Genomic DNA, 17,633 nt, shown 5'->3' with positions numbered 1-17,633 from the left:
GTGCGGCCGGCCGCTCCACCACGTCGTGCCACTGCCTCGTACGGAACTCGTCACTTGGAACGAGAACGACCGGGAGCCGTGGAACGGTTCCGGTTCCGGCGCAGTCGGCGCGGCACGCGCAGCCGGCGCCGCAGCCGAGTGAGGCGCGGCCGGCGCTCGCGTTCCTCGGCGGCGGCGCGGTCCAGCTCCTCCAGGAGCCGGCGGGTCCGGTGCTCGGTGTCGAGCTCGTCGATGATGCGGGTGACCTCGGTCAGGACGGAGCCGTGCAGCTGCCACTGCCTCGCGTCGCGCTGGACCTCGTCGAGGAACAGCTGAGCCAGTTTGTCGCGGGTGGTGGCGGCCGTGCCGAGTTCCGCGCTGAGCCGCTCCTCGGCGGACTCGGCGCTCTGGGTGACGTCCGTGGTGACCAGGACCGCGAAGCTGACGATCGCGTCGGCGATCTCGGACAGCAGTTCCTCCAGGACGGCTCCCGCCTGCGCTTCGAACAGTGGCTGGGGCTCCCGCTCCTTGGCCAGGTCGGTGAGGCTGCGCGCGAGGACCCGCAGGACCACCGTACAGATCTCCAGGGTGTCCAGGCCGGTGCGCAGCACGACCCGGTGCAGCAGTCCCTCGCGCACCCTCGGGTTGAGCTTCAGGCTGTCCTCGGCCTGCCGCAGCGCCGCGTCCACCCCGGAGATGTCGTGGTCGAGCCGACGGGCTTCGTGCAGCCGCTCGGCGGCCACGTGGAAGGGGGTGCGCCCGGCGGCCTGCTCGCCGATCCGCAGCATCAACTGCCGCATCCGGCGTGCCAGATCCTCGATGGACTCACCGGCCACACCCACCCACACGGGTGGCGCGAGCACGAGGTTGCAGGCGAGGCCCACGACCGCTCCGATCAGCGTCTCCAGCACGCGGGCCCACGCGGTGTCGCCCACCCGGGTGACGCCGAGCACCAGCATGGCGCTGATCGCCACCTCGGGCACGAACTCGGAGACCCGGACCAGATGTCCCACCGCCAGCGAGGCGAGGATGATCAGACCAAGGCTCCACCAGGTCAGGCCCACCAGGCTGCTGAAGACGATGGCGATGACGACGCCCGCCACCACGGAGTTCACCCGGCGGACGGCGGTGGTGATCGTCGAGTAGAGGGTGACCTGCACGACCAGCAGCGCGGTCAGGGGCGCGGTGAGCGGCGCGGGCTCGGGACTGAGATGGATGGCCACCACGTACGCGATCGTCGCGGCGGCCGTCGAACGAAGTGTCTGGACGACCACCGGCTCCCGGCGTCGCTCCACGATCTTCGCGACGGATGCCGTCCATTCACCACGTGCCTCTTGCATCCTTGTGGCCTTCCCGCTTAACAGGGGTACCGAACGTCCTGATTGAGGACCGTATCTGTCCGCAAGGGGTCCTAGATTGAAGGCATCGGCTGGGTCGGACCGCATCAGGAGGAACCGGAATGGGCGACGTCGAGGGCATCGAACTGCTGACGCGGGCGCACGGGCGGCTGCGCGACGTGGTCGCGGGTGTACGGGAGGACGCGTGGGGAGCGCCGACGCCGTGCGACGAGTGGACGGCGCGCCAGGTACTCAACCACGCGCGGCTCGATCAGCAGGCGTACGGCGCGGCGGTCACCGGCACCGGGTGGCCCGACGCGGATCCCTTCCACCCCGTGGACGGTCTGGAGGCCGATGCCGCGGCGGCGCTCGAGAAGGTCCTCGCCGGCGTCGCCGACGTCTACGCGGGGCTGCCCGCCGACGCCGAGGAGGTGGCGACGCCGCTCGGACCGCTGCCGTTCCGGGTGGCAGCCGCCGCGGCCGCCATGGACGCGGCCGTGCACGCCTGGGACATCGCCGTGGCGACCGGCCAGGCGTCCCCCCTCGACGACGATCTGGCCGAGGGCGTCCGGCTCGCGGCGGACCGGCTGGCCGATCACCTCCGCACGTCGTTCGGGGTGTTCGCCGCAGCGCGCGAGGTGCCGGAGGGCGCCGGCCGGGCCGAGGCGCTGCTCGCCTTCCTGGGCCGCGACCCGCTCTGGACCCCTGCCGGTTCCTGACCCGCCGCCGGCGCCGGGCCCGCGGCACAGGTCCGCCGGGAGAGTCGTGAGGCCCGCCGGCGGTCCTGGCACGGACACCGGCGCGGGAGCGGCCGGTGTCCGTCGTACGGCCCGGCGGTCCTGACGCGGACACCGGGCGCCGGAGCAGCGGTGGGCGTCGGAGCGGCATCGGTCGGGCCGCCGGTTCAGTCGTGCAGCTTCGCCAGGAAGACGGACAGATTGCCGACCGTCCGGGCGATCTGCTGCTCCGTCGTGAGGGTCTCCTCGAAGCGGCCTCCCGACGGGAGGGCCTTCTTCCCCCGGACGTAGAGGGAACAGGCGAGGTCGGCGCAGATGTAGACGCCGACCGAATTGCCCTCCCGGCCCGCCGCACCCGCCTTGCGGGCCGTCATCAGCGAGACCCCGCCACTTGGGTGCGTGGTCAGGCACAGCGAGCACATGCTGCGGTGCGGAAGCCCGCGCCGGGAGGACGGCAGACGCAGGGTGATGCCGACGACGCCCGCTTCCCGTTCGGTGACGAGATAGCCGCGGTCGGGCGCACCGGGATCCCGCCAGCCCAGGAAGTCCAGCTCGTCCCAAGGGCGTTGGTCGAGATCACGAGGCGTCGCGAGCCGCCTGGCCTCGCCCCGGGAGCAGTTGAGAAATGAGGTGCGGATGTCCTGCTCGGTGAGTGATCTCATGGGAGTCCTCCTGGGTGCCGGGTGTCCACGATCCAAAACCTAGGAGCACTAGGTTTTGGCCGAAGATACCTAGTTCCATGAGGGGGAACCAATGGATTTCGGGGACGGTCCGAGGTCGAGGAACCGGGACACGCCGCAGGAACGGGCCTTGCGCCACGTCGCGGCCCGTTCCTGCGGCCCCGCACTGGATCCCGCGCTGCGGCTGACCCTGAACTTCCATCCGGACCGGCTCGTGCGCGGGATTCCGATCCTGGAGGCAATGGCCCGGGACGGCGTGTACCGCTCGCAGTTCGTCACGGGCACGAGCAACGGCGGGCTGACCGCGCACCCCGGCGGAGACCGGTGGCGCTGGGAGAGCCGGATCTTCGGCGGGGCCTACGACACCGCGCCCGCCGACGAGCGCCCGGTCTACGGCGGGCTCGACTTCCGCCGCCAACAGGTCGGAGCGGCACCCCGGTTCGGCTCCTCGCACTTCCGGCTGACCGGCGCGACACTCTTCCGCGCCACCTTCTGCTATCCCGACAGCGCGGCCGAACCGTCCGCGTTCGGCGTCGCGGCAGGGATGTCCCTCATCGAGGCCGCCGAGGCGGATGACCGGGACGCCCTCGACGACTACATCGAGGCACAGGTACACGGACGGGTCGTCCCGGCCAGGGACGTGGAGGCCCTTGTCCTCGACCCCTCCTACCGGGGCACGCCCGTCGAGACCGCGGCGCGCCTCCTGCCCTGCCCGGTCACCTGGCACCCCGGATACCGGCTCACCGTCGAGGAGTTGCGCCTCCACCCCGAGTTCCGCGGCCCCGAATACGTCGAACTGGGCGCCCGCATCGCCGAGGACGGCCACCTCGACCCACGAATCATCGGCGACGCCGCCCGCACCGGCCGCTACGACCTCCAGGGCCTGAAGAAGGTCTGGCACTGTCTCGCCCGCTTCGGCGCGCCGGAGGCCGGTACGGCGGCGAGAGACCGGGCCCCGGGTGTCAGGGCTCCCAACGCGTAGGCACGGGCGACCAGTCGGGCAGGAGAGACGCGCCTCGGCGCTCGATCGGGCGCCGAGGGGATGACATCGCGAACCGACTGCGGCCCCTCGGGCCCACCTGGCAGAGTGGAAATGCTGGGCAGGGCGACCGAGGGGGCTGGTGTGGACAGTTGGGAGCGGGCTCGGAGGGCGCTCGCCGGGGCGGGGCTGTCGCCCGGGAGTCTCGTGGACCGGCGGGTTCTGACCGGCGGCACGTACAACGCGGTCGAGGAGCTCCGGCTCAGCGACGGAACCCGCTACGTCCTGAAGGTCCCTCCCCCGGACACTGTCCCCGCCCTGGCGTACGAGCGGCAACTCCTGCTCTCCGAGGCGGAGTTCTACCATCAGGCGGCCGGCGTCGGCGTACCGGCGCCTCGGACGGTCGGGGGTCCCGGCGACGGGCACCTATTGATGACGTACTGTCCGGGCGAACCCTGGGGAGACCTGCCCGACGGCGAACGCGGGCCACTGAGAGCGGAGTTGGGCCGGATGGTGGCCCGGCTGCACACGGTGTCCGGCCCCGGCTTCGGCTACCCCTCCGGCGCGCTCGGCCCGCTCGCCTCCGACTGGCGGACCGCCTTCACCGGAATGTACGACGCCGTCCTGGACGACGCGCGCCGCTACCGGGCCTGGCTGCCCCGCCCCGTGGACGAGGTGGCCCGCGTGGCGCGGACCGCCTTCGGCGCGCTGGACGAGGTCGCGGTCCCCCGCCTCGTCCACTTCGACCTGTGGCGGGGGAACATCATGGTCGAGCGTACCGGGGCCGGTCCCCGGATCAGTGGTCTGATCGACGGCGAGCGCATGCTCTGGGGCGACCCGCTCGCCGACTTCGTCTCCCTGGCCCTGCTCGGCGACATCCGGCGGGACAAGGATTTCCTGACGGGCTATCAAGAAGCCGGCGGGCTCGTCGAGTTCGATGAGCCCGCTCGCCGCCGCTTCGCTCTCTACCGCAGCTATCTCTACCTGATCATGCTCGTCGAGACCGTGCCCCGCGCACCCGGCGACGAACGTGTCGCGTGGGTGCGCGAGGTGGTGGCCCCTCAACTGACGGCCGCTCTCGACGAGATCGCCGGAACGTGACGGCCCCGCTGACAAGATCGGCCAGTGACGGCCCCTGAGCCGCGAGCAGGCCGGGGGCAGGCCCGAGCCGCGCCCCGCGATGATGCCGTCAGGCCGCGTTGCGCGCGCCTCCGCGGTGCTCGCGGACTATCTCCGCGTAGCGGTGGCCGCTGCCCTTGATCGTCCGCTTCTGTGTCTTGTAGTCGACGTGCACCAGCCCGAACCGCTTGTCGTAGCCGTACGCCCACTCGAAGTTGTCCAGCAGCGACCAGGCGAAGTAGCCGGCCAGCGGGACGCCCTTGCGGGCCGCCGAGGCGCAGGCCGCCAGGTGCTGTTCGAGATACGCGAGGCGCTCCGGGTCGTCGACGGTGCCGTCGGGGCGTACGACGTCGGGATAGGCGGAGCCGTTCTCCGTGACGTACAGCTTGCGGGCGCCGTAGTCGTTCGTCAGGCGGAGCAGCAGACGCTCGATGCCGGCGGCCTCGACCTCCCAGTCCATGCCGGTGACGGGCACGCCCGGCCGGCTGACCGTGCGCACGTGCGGGGCCGGACCGGTGGGGTCGTCGACCACGCTGGACGGGAAGTAGTAGTTGAGCCCCAGCCAGTCCAGCGGCGCGGCCATCGTCTCCAGGTCACCGGCGACCTCGGGGAGTTCGACCCCGTAGACCTCCAGCATGTCGGCGGGGAAACCGCGGCCGTGCACCGGGTCGAGCCACCAGCGGTTGGTGTGCCCGTCCAGCCGCTTCGCCGCCGCGACGTCCTCGGGACGGTCGGTGTGCGGCTCGATGCTGGACAGGTTGTTCACGATGCCGATCTGGGCACCGGGCGCCGCGGCGCGGATCGCCTGGGTGGCCAGACCGTGGCCGAGCAGGAGATGGTACGAGGTGCGGACCGCGGCCGTGAGGTCGGTCAGGCCCGGGGCCATCCGCCCCTCCAGATGACCGATCCAGGCCGAGCACAGCGGCTCGTTGAGGGTGGTCCAGTGCTGGACACGGTCACCCAGCCGCTCCGCCACGACCGACGCGTAGGCGGCGAAGTGGTGCGCCGTGTCACGGGCCGGCCAGCCGCCCCGGTCCTGGAGCACCTGCGGCAGGTCCCAGTGGTAGAGCGTGACCGAGGGCGTGATGCCGGCCTCCAGCAGACCGTCGATCAACTCGTCGTAGAAGGCGAGCCCCTTCGCGTTGACCGGGCCGTCGCCACCCGGCATCACCCGCGGCCAGGCGATGGACAACCGGTAGGCGTTGGTGCCGAGTTGGCGCATGATTCCGATGTCCTCGCGCCAGCGGTGGTAGTGATCGCAGGCGGCGTCGCCGTCGTCGCCGTTGTCGATCTTGCCGGGGGTGTGCGAGAAGGTGTCCCAGATGGAGGGGGAGCGGCCGTCCTCGGTGACGGCTCCCTCGATCTGGTAGGCCGACGTGGCCGTTCCCCACAGGAAGTCCTCGGGGAGGGCGGCAAGGTCGATGGTCACTGAAGTCCCTTCGTCATCAATGGGGTTGGCGTGGCTCACTTGACGGCTCCCGCTGTGAGACCGGCGACGAGATAGCGCTGGAGCAGCAGGAATCCGGCCACCACGGGGACGCTGACGACCAGCGAGGCGGCCATGATCTGGTTCCAGTACACGTCGTTGAGCGTGGAGTAGCCCTGTAGCCCCACGGCGAGTGTGCGGGTGGCGTCGTTGGTCATCACCGACGCGAACAGCACTTCGCCCCAGGCGGTCATGAAGGCGTAGACGGCGACCGCGACGATGCCGGGGATCGCGGCCGGGACGACGACACGGAAGAGCGCGCCGAGCGGCCCGCAGCCGTCCACCAGGGCCGCCTCGTCGAGATCGCGCGGCACCGAGTCGAAGTACCCGATCAGCATCCAGATCGAGAACGGCAGCGAGAAGGTGAGATACGTGAGGATCAGACCGCCGCGCGAGCCGAACAGCGCGATCCCGGTGGCGTTGCCGATATTGACGTAGATCAGGAAGAGCGGCAGCAGGAAGAGGATCCCGGGGAACATCTGGGTGGACAGCACGGTGACCGTGAAGACGCGCTTGCCGCGGAAGTTGTAGCGGCTGACGGCGTAGGCCGAGAAGACGGCGATCACGACCGAGCAGACCGTGGCCGCGCCCGCCACGATCAGCGAGTTCACGAAGTACCGCGCCAGGGGCACTGTCGACCAGATGTCGACGTACGGCCGCAGCGTCAGGCCGCTCGGTATCCAGCGGAACTTCCCCGAGACGTCCGCGAGCGGCTTCAGCGAGCTGGAGACCATGACGTAGACGGGCACCAGGACGAAGCCGGAGAGCAGGGTGAGGAAGATCCGCCGGGACCACAGGAAGGACCGCGGCGGAGCCATCGGCGAACGGGGTGTGGCCGACCGGGCGGTGGCCGAGCGGGTGGTGGTGGAGATGCTAGACATCGGCCGTCTTCCTTCCCCGGGAGGTCAGCAGCAGGTAGACGCCGGTCACGACCAGCAGGAAGAGCAGCAGCAGGACGGACATCGCCGAGCCGGTGCCGAAGTTCCAGGTGACGAAGGACGCCTGGTAGATGTGGACCGAGATGAGGTCCGCCGCGTCCGGGGCGGTCTTGCCGAACAGGACGAACGGCGTGTTGAAGTCGTTGAACGTCCACAGGAACAGCACCAGCACCAGCACCTGGTTGACCGGCCGCAGCGACGGCAGCGTGATGCGGCGCAGCTGCTGCCACAGGCCGGCGCCGTCGAGGGCGGCGGCCTCGTAGAGCTCGCCCGGGATGTTCTGCAGGCCCGCCATGACGATCAGGAAGGCGAACGGCCAGCCCTTCCACACGGACACGGTGAGCAGGGCGTAGAAGCTGTTGTCGCCGATCAGCCAGAAGGACGGCTTGTCGGTGAGGTGCAGCTGGTCGTGCAGGACATGGTTCACCAGGCCGTTGTCGTGCTGGAACATGAACACCCAGGTGATCACGGCCGCGTACACGGGAAGCGCGTACGGCACCAGGAACAGGGCCCGCAGCACACCCCGCCCCACGAAGTTGTCCTGCATGTAGATCGCGGCCGCCGTGCCGATCAGCCAGCACAGGCCGACCGAGAGCAGGGTGAACGTGATGGTGACGAAGAAGGAGTGCAGCAGCGCTTGGCCGACGGGCTCGTCGAAGTGCACCGACACCGAGTAGTTGTCGAAGCCGGCCCAGGGCGCCGTGCCCCAGTCGCGGATGTAGAACTGCGTGAGCTCCTTGAAGCTCATCACGATGCCGATCACCATCGGCACCAGGTGGACGAGGAGTTCGAGCACCAGCGCCGGCAGGAGCAGCAGGTAGGGGAGTCCGATGCGCTTGATCCGCCCGGTGCGGCGCGGGCCGCGCGCCGCACCGGGGGAGCTCTCGCGCACCGTCCGCTCGCCGGATTCGGCGGAGGCGGCGGTCGTGGTGGTCATGGGGGTGTCCGCACTCACTTCTTCGGCATCTGCTGCTGGGCCTTCTCGAGCGCCGCCTTGACCGACGCGGTGGTCACCGCGCGGCCGCCGGCGGCGTCGGCGAACAGGCCCTTGATGGCCGTACCGACCGCGGTCTCGAACTGGGACTCGTCGGCGACCTGCGGCAGCGCGGCGGCACTCTTGGCCAGGGTGTCCTTGAGGACCGCGTTCGAGGGGGAGTTGAACGCGGTGTCCGTCTGGGCGGTCTTGACCGGCGGGATCGAGGTGTACGCCCCGTTGAGGATCTTCTGCTCGGCGTCACTGGTCAGGAACTTCACGAACTTCGTGGCGCCGTCGAGGTTCTTGGTGTTCTTGAACACCGCGAGGTTGATGCCCGCGACCATCGAGTTGACGTTCGTTCCCGTCCCCGGGGTGCCGGACTGCACGGGCACCGGCGCGATGCCGTACGCGTCGTCGCTCATGCCCTGCGACTTGAGGTTGGCGGCCGCGGACTGCCACAGCAGCATCGCGTTCTTGCCCTTGGCGAAGTCGCTCACGGACTGGTTCTGCGCGTACTCGGCGTTGCCCGGGGCGATGATCTTGTCCTTCGCCATCAGGTCGACGTACTGCTTGACCGCGGAGACGACCCCGTCGCTGGTGAAGTCGGCCGTGCCGTCGGCGGTGAAGAAGTCGGCGCCGTGCTGCTTGGCGAAGACGAAGGCGTGGTGGATGTTCTCCGAGGCGTTCGAACCCTCCGCGCCGAGGCCCCACTTGCCGCCCTTGGAGAGCTTCTTGCCGTCGGCGACCAACTCGTCCCAGGTGGCCGGCGGGCCCGCGATGCCGGCGTCGGCGAACGACTTCTTGTTGTAGTAGAGCGCGTACGCCATCGAGTACAGCGGCACCGCGGCGGGGTCCTTGCCCTCGGCGCCCGTGGAGCCGAGCGCGGAGTCGACGAAGCGGTCCTTGCCGCCGATCTTGGCGAAGTTCTTCGCGTCCCACGGCAGCAGCGCGCCGGTGGCCTGCAGGGAGGCGCTCCAGGTGTTGCCTATGTTGAGGACGTCGGGGCCCTGACCGGAGGTGGTCGCGGTGAGGATGCGGTTCAGCAGGTCGGACCAGGGGACGACCTCCAGCTTCACCTTGATGCCGGTGTCCTTCTCGAACTTGGCGAGCTCGGGGGCGAGGACCTTCTTGTCGATCTCGATGCTGGCGCCCTGGTTGGACGCCCAGTACGTGAGCGTCTTCGGCGAGGCGTTGGACCCGCCGCTCGACGAGCCGCCGCCACAGGCGGTCGCGGCGGTCAGCAGAGAGATGGTGACCGCACCTGCGGCCGCGGCTCGGATTCTGCGCATGGCTGCTTATGTCCCTTTCCCGGAGGGAGACATGAAGGGCGTCCGTGTTCACTTCCCGAACGATCCTCATGGCTTAATTTAGGACGTGAGTTAAGACCCGGAAGAAAGTCGCGTCAAGGGATCGCGCAGGGGTATCTTGCAGGTCGGGCAGGCCGGAAGGGACATCACATGGCGGGGCGCAACGGGCGGACAGTGCGTGACCTGCGGCGGGGCAATCGCACCGCCGTACTACAACGGTTGTATTTCGACGGGCCGATGAGCCGTTACGAGCTCGGTCCCGCGACCGGGCTGAGTTCCGGATCCATCAGCAACGTGGTCGCCGAACTCGTCGCCGACGGCCTCGTCGAGGAGGCCGGCAGTGTCGACTCCGACGGCGGCCGTCCCCGGACCCTGCTGCGTGTCGTGCCCGGCAGCGGCCACATGATCGGCGTCGACGTCGGCGAAACCCGGGTCCGCATCGAGCTGTTCGACCTGACCCTCACCGAACTCGCCCGCGCCGAACGGCCGTTGGAGCGCCAGGGATACGAGGCCGACCGTCCGCTGCGGCGCCAGGAGTACGACGTCGACGTCATCGTCGGCCACATCCGCGACGGCATCGCCGAGGTCCTCGCCGAGGCGGACATCGCCCCCGGGCAGCTCCTCGGCGTCGGCATCGGGGTGCCCGGCATCGTCGCCCGCACCCCCGAGCGCGGCGCGGTCGTGCACGGCCAGACCATCGGCTGGGACGCCGTCCCGCTGGAGTCCCTGCTCCGCTCCGCCTGCGAACTCCCCGACACCGTGCCGTACTTCGCGGACAACGGCGCCCGCACCCTCGGCCAGGCCGAGATGTGGTTCGGCGCCGGACGCGGCGCCCGCAACGCGGTGGTCGTCCTCTTCGGCTCCGGCGTCGGCGCCTGTCTCGTCACCGAGGAGGTGGAGAACGGGCGCTCCGTCGAATGGGGGCATCTGACCGTCCGGGTCAGGGGCCGCCGCTGCCGCTGCGGCGCCCTCGGCTGCCTGGAGGCGTACGCGGGCGCGGAGGCGCTCCTTGAGCGCTGGCGCGAGGAGGGCGGGCGTCCTCCGGAGGGCACCGACGAGGAGACCGCGCTCACCGCGATGCTCGCGGCCGCCTATCCGCCGGAGGGCACCGAGCCGGACCTCATCGCGCTCGCCGTCCTGGAGGAGACCGCCGAGTACCTGGGCGCGGGCCTCTCCGACCTGATCAACCTCTTCCAGCCCGAGCGCATCCTCATCGGCGGCTGGGCCGGCCTCCAGCTCGGCTCCCGCTTCCTGCCCGCCGTCCGCCGGTACGCCTCCTCGTACGCCCTGCGCTATCCCGCCCAGCGGGTCACCATCGACCTCGGCCGCCTCGGCCCCGACGCCGTCACGGTCGGCGCCGCGATCCTGCCGCTGGCCGACTTCTTCGCGCGCGGCGGCCGACGCGAGGAACCGGCGCCGACGGGCCCGTCACCCGCCTGGCGCACGGCCCTGGAGGAACGGGCGCCGCACTGACCCTCTCGAACTACCGGGCGCGTACCGGACGCCGCCTCGCGCTTTCGCATGACGTCCGAGGCGCATGACCTCTGAGGCACATGACCTCTGAGGTAATCGACGCCGTCACGGCCTCCCGGAACCATGAAGGGCACAGCGACCCGCCCGTCGCACCGGATCTCGGGAGGACCCCATGCCGTATTTCGCGAGCCCCGTCGACGCCGCCCGGCTGCACTTCGTCGACTACGGCCCCGTCACCGGCCAGGTGGTCGTGTTCGTCAACAGCTCCTACTTCGGCACCGAGATGTGGGAGTACCAGATGCTGCCGCTCGCCGAGGCCGGCTACCGGTGCGTCGGGTTCGACCGGCGCGGGCACGGCCGGTCCGACGACGTCTGGGGAGGCTTCGGCCTCGACAGCCTCGCCGACGACGTGGACGGGCTGCTCCGGCACCTCGATCTGTGGGAGGTGACCCTGGTCGGCCACTCCATCGGGACCGCCGAGATCGTCCGCTGCCTGACCCGGCACGGGGCCGAGCGGGTGTCGAGGATCGCGCTCGTCGCCGGTATGGCACCGGGCCCCGTACGGTCCGCGGACCATCGCGAAGGCGTCGACCCCGCACTCGTCGATGCGGGCAACAGGGCGTTCCGCCACGACCGGGCCGCGTTCTTCGAGGACGGCGCCCGCGCGTTCTTCGCCCTCGACCTCCCCGGCAACGACCTCTCCGAGGCGTACGTACGCTCCATGATCGACCGCTGCCAGGGCGCGACCGCGCGCGCCGGAACGGCCCTCGGCGACCTCGTCGTCACCCTGAACGTCGCGCCCGAGCTGACCAAGATCGGCCTGCCCGCACTGGTGGTGCACGGCACGCACGACGCGTCCGCGCCGCTGGACCTGACCGGCCGCCGGGCGGCGGAGCTGCTGCCCGACAGCACGTTCAAGGTCTACGAGAACGCGGGCCACGGCCTGTTCGCCACGCATCGCGACCAACTCACCGCGGATCTCCGGGAGTTCATGTCAGGCTCCTGATGCTCTGATGCCCCGATGCCTCTGATCGAGCCGGCGCAGCTGATGCGTCCGCCGCCCGCGCGGCTCACCCGAAGGCGTTGACCCCGGTCAGTTCCGCCGACAGTTCCCACAGTCGGGCGGCCTGCTCGGGGTCGGTCGCGTAGTCGCGTACGCCGGTCCAGGTGCCTTCCGCCGGAGTGGGCTCGGCGATGTCGCAGTCCTCGCAGTACACCCCGCCCATGCCGGCCAGCTGCGGCGAGGTCGCGGCCCACACCTGGGTGGCCGCACCCTGCTCGGGCGTCTTGAAGCCTTCGGGGTTCAGCGGCGTGCCGTTCTCGTCGATCCAGCCGCGGTCGACCATCTCCTGCTTGGGCAGATGGCGTTGGAGCGGGGTGAGGATGCCGCCGGGGTGCAGTGAGAAGGCCCGTACGCCCGAGTCCCGGCCGCGCCGGTCGAGTTCCACGGCGAACAGCACGTTCGCCGTCTTGGCCTGCCCGTAGGCCTCCCACTTGTCGTAGCCGGTCCGCCAGTGGACGTCGTCCCAGCGGATGCCGGAGTGGTGGTGGCCGGCGGAGGACACGGACACGACCCGCGCGCCGCCCGCCTCGATCGCCGGCCAGAGACGGTTGACCAGCGCGAAGTGACCGAGGTGATTGGTCGCGAACTGGGCCTCCCAGCCGGGGCCGACCCGGGTCTCCGGGCAGGCCATGATGCCGGCGCTGTCGATGACGATGTCGATGACCCGGCCCGAGGCGAGGAACCGATCGGCGAAGGCGCGCACGCTCTCCAGGTCGCCGAGGTCGAGTTCGTCGGTCTCGGCGCCGTCGATGTCCGCCAGCGCCTCGCGCGCGGTCGCCGGGCGCCGTGCGGGGACCACGACCCGGGCACCCGCCTTGGCCAGCGCCCGGGTCGTCTCCAGGCCGAGGCCCGAGTAGCCGCCCGTGACGATCGCGAGCTTGCCGGAGAGGTCGATTCCGTCGAGGACGTCGTCGGCGGTGCTCCGGGCGCCGAATCCCGAACCGATCTTGTGCTGTGCAGTACTCATGCCTCGCACGCTACGAATTGGAGCGGACTCGAAGTCAAGCGGACACGGCCGCAGCGGCGAAAGGCCGGCCGAGGAGCCGACCCGGCCCGGTCCCGTCCGCTTCGGCTCCCCTCGGCACGGCACGGCACGGTTCGCTTCGGGCAAGGAAAAGACCCCGACCGGACGGGGGAATCGCGGTCGGGGTCGACTGTGGTGGGCACCGATGGCGGTCGCCTCTCGGCGAAACGCTCCACAGGGCTTCAGCCGGACGATCGTCCCTGTGGGCAAAGGTGAGGCCCGGGGACACTGTCCCATCCGCACCCACGGTTTGTTCAACGGGTAACTACCTGTGGGTGTTCCCCGTAAGGACGCCGTCGGCGGTGACGTGCGTCACGGCGTCTGCCGGGTTCCGGCCCAGGTGAGCAGTTCGTCCAGGGGCCACGTGGTGATCACGCGCTCCGCGGGCACCCCGCACTCCTCGGCCCGCGCGCAGCCGTAGATCTGCCAGTCCAGTTGTCCGGGGGCGTGCGCGTCGGTGTCCAGGGAGAACAGGACGCCCGCGTCGACCGCCCCGCGCAGCAGCCGGCGCGGCGGGTCGAGGCGCTCAGGGCGGCTGTTGATCTCGACAGCCGTGCCGGTCTCCGCGCAGGCCGCGAAGACCGCGTCCGCGTCGAACTCGGACTCGGGCCGGCTGCGCTCCCCGATCAGCCGCCCGGTGCAGTGCCCGAGCACGTCCGAGAGCGGATTGCGTACGGCGGCCACCATCCGGCGGGTCATCGGCCGCGCGTCCATGCGCAGCTTGGAGTGGACGGACACGACCACCACGTCCAGCTGTTCCAGCAACTCCGGCTCCTGGTCGAGCGATCCGTCGTCGAGGATGTCGCACTCGATGCCGGTGAGCAGCCGGAAGGGGACCCGGCGTTCGTTGAGGTCGGCGACGACCGCGAGTTGTTCGCGCAGCCGCTCCGGTGACAGGCCGTTCGCCACGGTCAGTCGAGGCGAGTGGTCGGTGAGCACCGCCCACGCGTGGCCGAGCCGTGCCGCCGTACGCCCCATCTCCTCGATCGGGCTGCCGCCTCCGACCAGTCGGAGTGCAGATGGCAGTCCCCGCGCAGCAGCTCCCGCAGGCCCTCGCCGCCCTCGGTGAGCGGCCCCGCGGCCTCCCGCTCCACCTTCTCCAGGTAGCCCGGCACCTCACCGGCCAGCGCCTCCCGCACCACCTGTGCGGTCTTCGGGCCGATGCCCTTGATCGACTCCAGTGTCCCGGTCGTAGCGCGCTCACGGACCTCGTCGGCGGGCAGCCCGGCGAGCAGGGTCCGCGCGGTACGGAAGGCCCGGACGCGATAGGTGGGAGCCAGGCTGCGCTCCAGCAGGAACGCGATCCGGTCCAGGGCCTCGACGGGGTCCATCGGCACTCCTCCCTGCGGTCGCGTCGGCCGCCGTACGCTCTGTCCAGCGTTGCCCAGCCGCGGCCGGACCGCACGGCGGATGTCGGGCGCGGCGACGGTGCCGGGTCCCCGGGCGGGCCGGACGGCCCCTCACCCGGCTGGGCGAACGCCCGGATTTCCGCTGTTCCGCGGCGCGCCGGGCGGCCGGCTCCCGGCGCGCCGCCGCTGACCAGCGGGAACAGCGGGTGCCGCTTTACGCTCTAGCTATGACCGAAAGCGCGAGCCCCCACATCGCCAACCCACGGATCATGGTGCTCGGGGTGCAGCCGGGCACGCCGCCGTTCCGGATCATGGAGATCGACGGTGAGATGGTCGGCGAGGCGAAGGCGATCACGGACGTACTGGAGTACGCGGCGGCATACGGCATCACGGTCCACGATCTCGACGACCCCGACGTGGTCCGCTGGGTGGGCGGGGACAAACTCACCTGGCATCCGCGCTGACGCCGCCGTTCCCGGGCCGATGCCCGCCCTCGCCCCACGGGTTCGCCCTGACCCGGGAGACCCCGGGACGGATGCCGGGCCCAGGGCTCAGCGTCCGTGCCGGGCACGCCAAGGGCCCGGACCCCACCCGGCGGGAGCCGGGCGCGGTGCAGGACCTGTGCGCGGGCACCAGCCCGTTCCCGGCGTCGCGGCCGGGGGCGGGCCGGAGTTCACGTGAGCGGGGCTGTCTTCGCGTCCCAGTCGATGTGGTGGTCGAACTGCCAGGCCATCTTCTCCGGGTTGACCAGCTTCATGGCCGCCGGCATCACGAGGTCGCGCAGTACGCGGCCGACCGGGCCGGCGGTCTTGTCGCTGTTCGTGCGGGCGCCGAGCCTGATGATGCGTTCGACGCGGGGGCGGCGCAGTCGTTCGTACGCCGTGAAGGCCTGCTCGTAGGGCAGGTCCCGCAGGCAGCGCGCGAGTTGGACGGCGCTCTCGGCGGCGATGGAGGCGCCCTGCCCGGAGCTGGACGAGGCGGCGTGGGCCGCGTCGCCGATCAGGGTCATGCGCCCGCGGGTCCAGGTCGCGACCCCCTGCATGTTCTCCATCGGGCCTGTGATGAGGAGTTGGCCGGCGTCGGTGCGGCTGATCATCTCCAGGGCCGGGGTGCGGTCGTCGGCGAAGGCGGTCCGCAGGGTGCGTGTCCAGGCCTCCGCGCCGATCGCCTGGGCCTCGGCGACCGTCATCGGGTCGTGGTGGGGCAGGTTCACGAACCACACCGCCGAGGAGTCGTCGAAGACCTGGTAGCCGAAGAACGCGCGCTTGCCGAAGCACATGTACATGACGCCGTTGGTGGAGGGCATCCCTGACCGGTGCATCCGCGCTCCGAAGCAGACCAGGCCCGCGTAGTTCGGCTGTGGTGCGGCCGGGTCGATCAGGGAGCGGACCGTGGAGCGGATGCCGTCGGCGCCGACGAGGATGTCGGCGCTCGCCCGCGTACCGTCCGCGAAGTGCGCGGTGACGCCGGAGCCGGTGTCCGTCGTGCTGGTCAGCCGCTTGCCGTGGTGGACGGGGACCGAGCGGCGCTCCGCCTCGTCGTAGATCGCGCGGTAGAGGTCGGCACGCCAGACGAACTGCAGGGCCGGGAGGCGTGAGGGCGGGGCGAACCGTGCGAGGGGTTTGCCCGTCCAGCTCCGCAGCCCCATGGCGGTGACCGGTGTGCCGATCGCGCGGACGAGGTCGCCCGCGCCGATCGCGTCGAGGGCGTCCTGGCCGTTCGGAGCGATGGTCATGCCGCCTCCGACCCCGTCTGCCGTGGAGTCGTGCGCCTCGTGGACGGCGGCCTCGATTCCCGCCTTGCGGAGGGCCATCGCGGCGATCGGGCCCGCGATACCGCCGCCGATGACGAGCGCGGTGCGGACCTGGTCAGTGGTGGCCATGACTCGTGCCCCCGCCCGGGTGGTCGATCGTGGTCGCGCCGCCGGTCTTGTGGGCGTGCCGCACATCCTGGACGTACGCGCGGGAGAACATCGCCGACAGGATCGCGACGCCGCCGCGGTGGATGCGGATCTCACTGTTCGCCGCCGATCCGGACAGGTGGATACGGCGGCCGGCCGTCCTGGCGCCGGTGGACGAGGGCCGGGCGCCCTTGATCTTGCCGCGGGCGGTCCACCTCAGGTTCCAGTGGTCGACGGTGGCGTCGTCGTCGACGAGCAGTTTGACCATGGCCCGGTCCATGTCGAGGTGGATCTCGACGTCGTCGGGGAGGGCTGGGGAACGCAGGTCGAGGACGGCGGCGCCATGGCGGGCCCGGACCTCGAAGCGGCCGGCCTCGGTCCAGTCGCCCAGGTGCTTGACGAGGTCGTGGTCGGAGTGGATGCGCTCGGTGAGGGACATCTCGGTGGTTCCTCTCGGGGCGTGTCGGGCTGACCACTCGATAGTTGCACTGAAACTAGTATCTCGTCAACTAGTGATTCTGGGGCTAAAATCGCGTCCATGACCCCCTCCGCTCCCCGCAGCTCCCCCCTCGCCCTGACCGTCCTGGCCCTGCTGCACTACAAGCCGCTGCACCCGTACGGCATCCAGCGGCTGGTCAAGGACTGGGGCAAGGAGCAGGTCGTCAACGTCCGGCAGCGTGCGAGCCTCTATCGCACGATCGAGCGACTCAACGGCGACGGCCTGATCGCGGTCCGCGAGACCGGGCGTGACCAGCAGTACCCCGAGCGGACCGTGTACGAAGTCACCGACGCGGGGCGCGAGACCGCGCGTGCCTGGCTGGAGGAGATGCTCTCCGTGCCCAGGCAGGAGTTCCCGGAGTTCCCGGCCGCTCTGTCGAACCTGCTGCTGCTCACTTCGCGGGACATGGGGGACGTACTCGCGCGGCGGGCCGGCGCCCTCGCGGAGAAGCTCGCGGGACTGGAATCGGCCATGGCCGCGGAGGCGGATCAGGGGCTGCCGCGTATCACCCGCCTGGAGACCGAGTACCTGCGGGCCGTGACGGCCGCGGAGCTGGAGTGGGTGCGCGCGGTGGTCGAGGACCTGCGAGCCGGCAGGCTCTCGTGGTCGAAGGAGCAGCTCGACGCCCTCGCGGCGGGGTCGGTGTGACCGTGAGGCCGCCCCGGCGTGTCACAGGGCGGCCTCACGGTGGTGGGGTCCGCGGCTCCCCAGTGGGCCCGGAGCCAGGTTTTCCCCCGGGGGAGCCCACCACACCTTCCTCTCTCTTTTTTCCTCCTCGCTTGGTCTT

The 17,633-nt window shown here is 70.8% G+C and carries 16 protein-coding genes and 1 pseudogene; 7 read left to right on the top strand and 10 right to left on the bottom strand.

What is annotated here, in order from left to right; genetic code table 11:
* Positions 1-50: 50 nt before the first annotated feature.
* Complete coding sequence (locus ACZ6KY_RS37405) at positions 51-1,319, bottom strand: FUSC family protein (RefSeq protein WP_469314725.1); 1,269 nt, start codon at positions 1,317-1,319, stop codon at positions 51-53.
* A gap of 119 nt (positions 1,320-1,438) precedes the next feature.
* Here ACZ6KY_RS37405 and ACZ6KY_RS37400 point away from each other — a divergent pair, with 119 nt between their 5' ends.
* Entirely contained in the window at positions 1,439-2,035 is a 597-nt protein-coding gene (locus tag ACZ6KY_RS37400) for a TIGR03086 family metal-binding protein (protein ID WP_469314724.1), read from the top strand.
* Positions 2,036-2,220: 185 nt separating this feature from the next.
* Here the strand turns inward: ACZ6KY_RS37400 and ACZ6KY_RS37395 are convergent, their stop codons facing one another.
* Positions 2,221-2,715, bottom strand: a complete 495-nt coding sequence (locus ACZ6KY_RS37395) for an FBP domain-containing protein (protein WP_469314723.1) — start codon at positions 2,713-2,715, stop codon at positions 2,221-2,223.
* A gap of 91 nt (positions 2,716-2,806) precedes the next feature.
* On the opposite strand from ACZ6KY_RS37395, the gene ACZ6KY_RS37390 reads away from it, so the two are divergent.
* Together ACZ6KY_RS37390 and ACZ6KY_RS37385 are read left to right on the top strand one after the other, a co-directional pair.
* On the top strand, positions 2,807-3,715 hold the full coding sequence (locus ACZ6KY_RS37390) for a DUF3626 domain-containing protein (protein WP_469314722.1): 909 nt from the start codon (positions 2,807-2,809) through the stop codon (positions 3,713-3,715).
* 141 nt (positions 3,716-3,856) lie between these two features.
* Positions 3,857-4,813, top strand: a complete 957-nt coding sequence (locus ACZ6KY_RS37385; protein ID WP_469314721.1) for a phosphotransferase family protein — start codon at positions 3,857-3,859, stop codon at positions 4,811-4,813.
* Between the two features lie 88 nt (positions 4,814-4,901).
* On the opposite strand, the gene ACZ6KY_RS37380 is transcribed toward ACZ6KY_RS37385, so the two are convergent.
* The 4 genes from ACZ6KY_RS37380 to ACZ6KY_RS37365 are packed head-to-tail and all read right to left on the bottom strand — an operon-like array spanning position 4,902 to position 9,520.
* Complete coding sequence (locus tag ACZ6KY_RS37380) at positions 4,902-6,260, bottom strand: GH1 family beta-glucosidase (protein WP_469314720.1); 1,359 nt, start codon at positions 6,258-6,260, stop codon at positions 4,902-4,904.
* A 35-nt stretch (positions 6,261-6,295) separates the two neighbouring features.
* A complete protein-coding gene (locus tag ACZ6KY_RS37375; protein WP_469314719.1) occupies positions 6,296-7,198 on the bottom strand; it encodes a carbohydrate ABC transporter permease in 903 nt (300 codons plus the stop codon).
* Positions 7,191-8,192: a carbohydrate ABC transporter permease gene (locus ACZ6KY_RS37370; protein ID WP_469314718.1), complete on the bottom strand. Its 1,002-nt coding sequence runs from the start codon at positions 8,190-8,192 to the stop codon at positions 7,191-7,193. The genes ACZ6KY_RS37375 and ACZ6KY_RS37370 overlap by 8 nt, the downstream gene beginning before the upstream one ends.
* A gap of 14 nt (positions 8,193-8,206) precedes the next feature.
* On the bottom strand, positions 8,207-9,520 hold the full coding sequence (locus ACZ6KY_RS37365) for an ABC transporter substrate-binding protein (RefSeq protein ID WP_469314717.1): 1,314 nt from the start codon (positions 9,518-9,520) through the stop codon (positions 8,207-8,209).
* A gap of 168 nt (positions 9,521-9,688) precedes the next feature.
* On the opposite strand from ACZ6KY_RS37365, the gene ACZ6KY_RS37360 reads away from it, so the two are divergent.
* Both ACZ6KY_RS37360 and ACZ6KY_RS37355 read left to right on the top strand, forming a co-directional pair.
* On the top strand, positions 9,689-11,011 hold the full coding sequence (locus ACZ6KY_RS37360) for an ROK family transcriptional regulator (protein WP_469314716.1): 1,323 nt from the start codon (positions 9,689-9,691) through the stop codon (positions 11,009-11,011).
* 172 nt (positions 11,012-11,183) lie between these two features.
* Positions 11,184-12,017, top strand: a complete 834-nt coding sequence (locus tag ACZ6KY_RS37355) for an alpha/beta fold hydrolase (protein ID WP_469314715.1) — start codon at positions 11,184-11,186, stop codon at positions 12,015-12,017.
* A gap of 64 nt (positions 12,018-12,081) precedes the next feature.
* On the opposite strand, the gene ACZ6KY_RS37350 is transcribed toward ACZ6KY_RS37355, so the two are convergent.
* On the bottom strand, positions 12,082-13,041 hold the full coding sequence (locus ACZ6KY_RS37350; RefSeq protein WP_469314714.1) for an SDR family NAD(P)-dependent oxidoreductase: 960 nt from the start codon (positions 13,039-13,041) through the stop codon (positions 12,082-12,084).
* Between the two features lie 369 nt (positions 13,042-13,410).
* Positions 13,411-14,429, bottom strand: a pseudogene (locus tag ACZ6KY_RS37345) (PHP domain-containing protein).
* Between the two features lie 245 nt (positions 14,430-14,674).
* On the opposite strand from ACZ6KY_RS37345, the gene ACZ6KY_RS37340 reads away from it, so the two are divergent.
* Entirely contained in the window at positions 14,675-14,911 is a 237-nt protein-coding gene (locus ACZ6KY_RS37340; RefSeq protein ID WP_469314713.1) for a hypothetical protein, read from the top strand.
* 209 nt (positions 14,912-15,120) lie between these two features.
* On the opposite strand, the gene ACZ6KY_RS37335 is transcribed toward ACZ6KY_RS37340, so the two are convergent.
* Complete coding sequence (locus ACZ6KY_RS37335) at positions 15,121-16,329, bottom strand: FAD-dependent oxidoreductase (protein ID WP_469314712.1); 1,209 nt, start codon at positions 16,327-16,329, stop codon at positions 15,121-15,123.
* Positions 16,316-16,786: a hypothetical protein gene (locus ACZ6KY_RS37330; protein WP_469314711.1), complete on the bottom strand. Its 471-nt coding sequence runs from the start codon at positions 16,784-16,786 to the stop codon at positions 16,316-16,318. The genes ACZ6KY_RS37335 and ACZ6KY_RS37330 overlap by 14 nt, the downstream gene beginning before the upstream one ends.
* A 99-nt stretch (positions 16,787-16,885) precedes the next feature.
* On the opposite strand from ACZ6KY_RS37330, the gene ACZ6KY_RS37325 reads away from it, so the two are divergent.
* On the top strand, positions 16,886-17,494 hold the full coding sequence (locus ACZ6KY_RS37325) for a PadR family transcriptional regulator (RefSeq protein WP_469314710.1): 609 nt from the start codon (positions 16,886-16,888) through the stop codon (positions 17,492-17,494).
* Positions 17,495-17,633 lie beyond the last annotated feature (139 nt).

This window comes from Streptomyces sp. NPDC042002 (assembly GCF_055588305.1).
The sequence above is the reverse complement of the archived record's forward strand: the minus strand, read 5'-3'. Positions and strand labels throughout refer to the sequence as shown.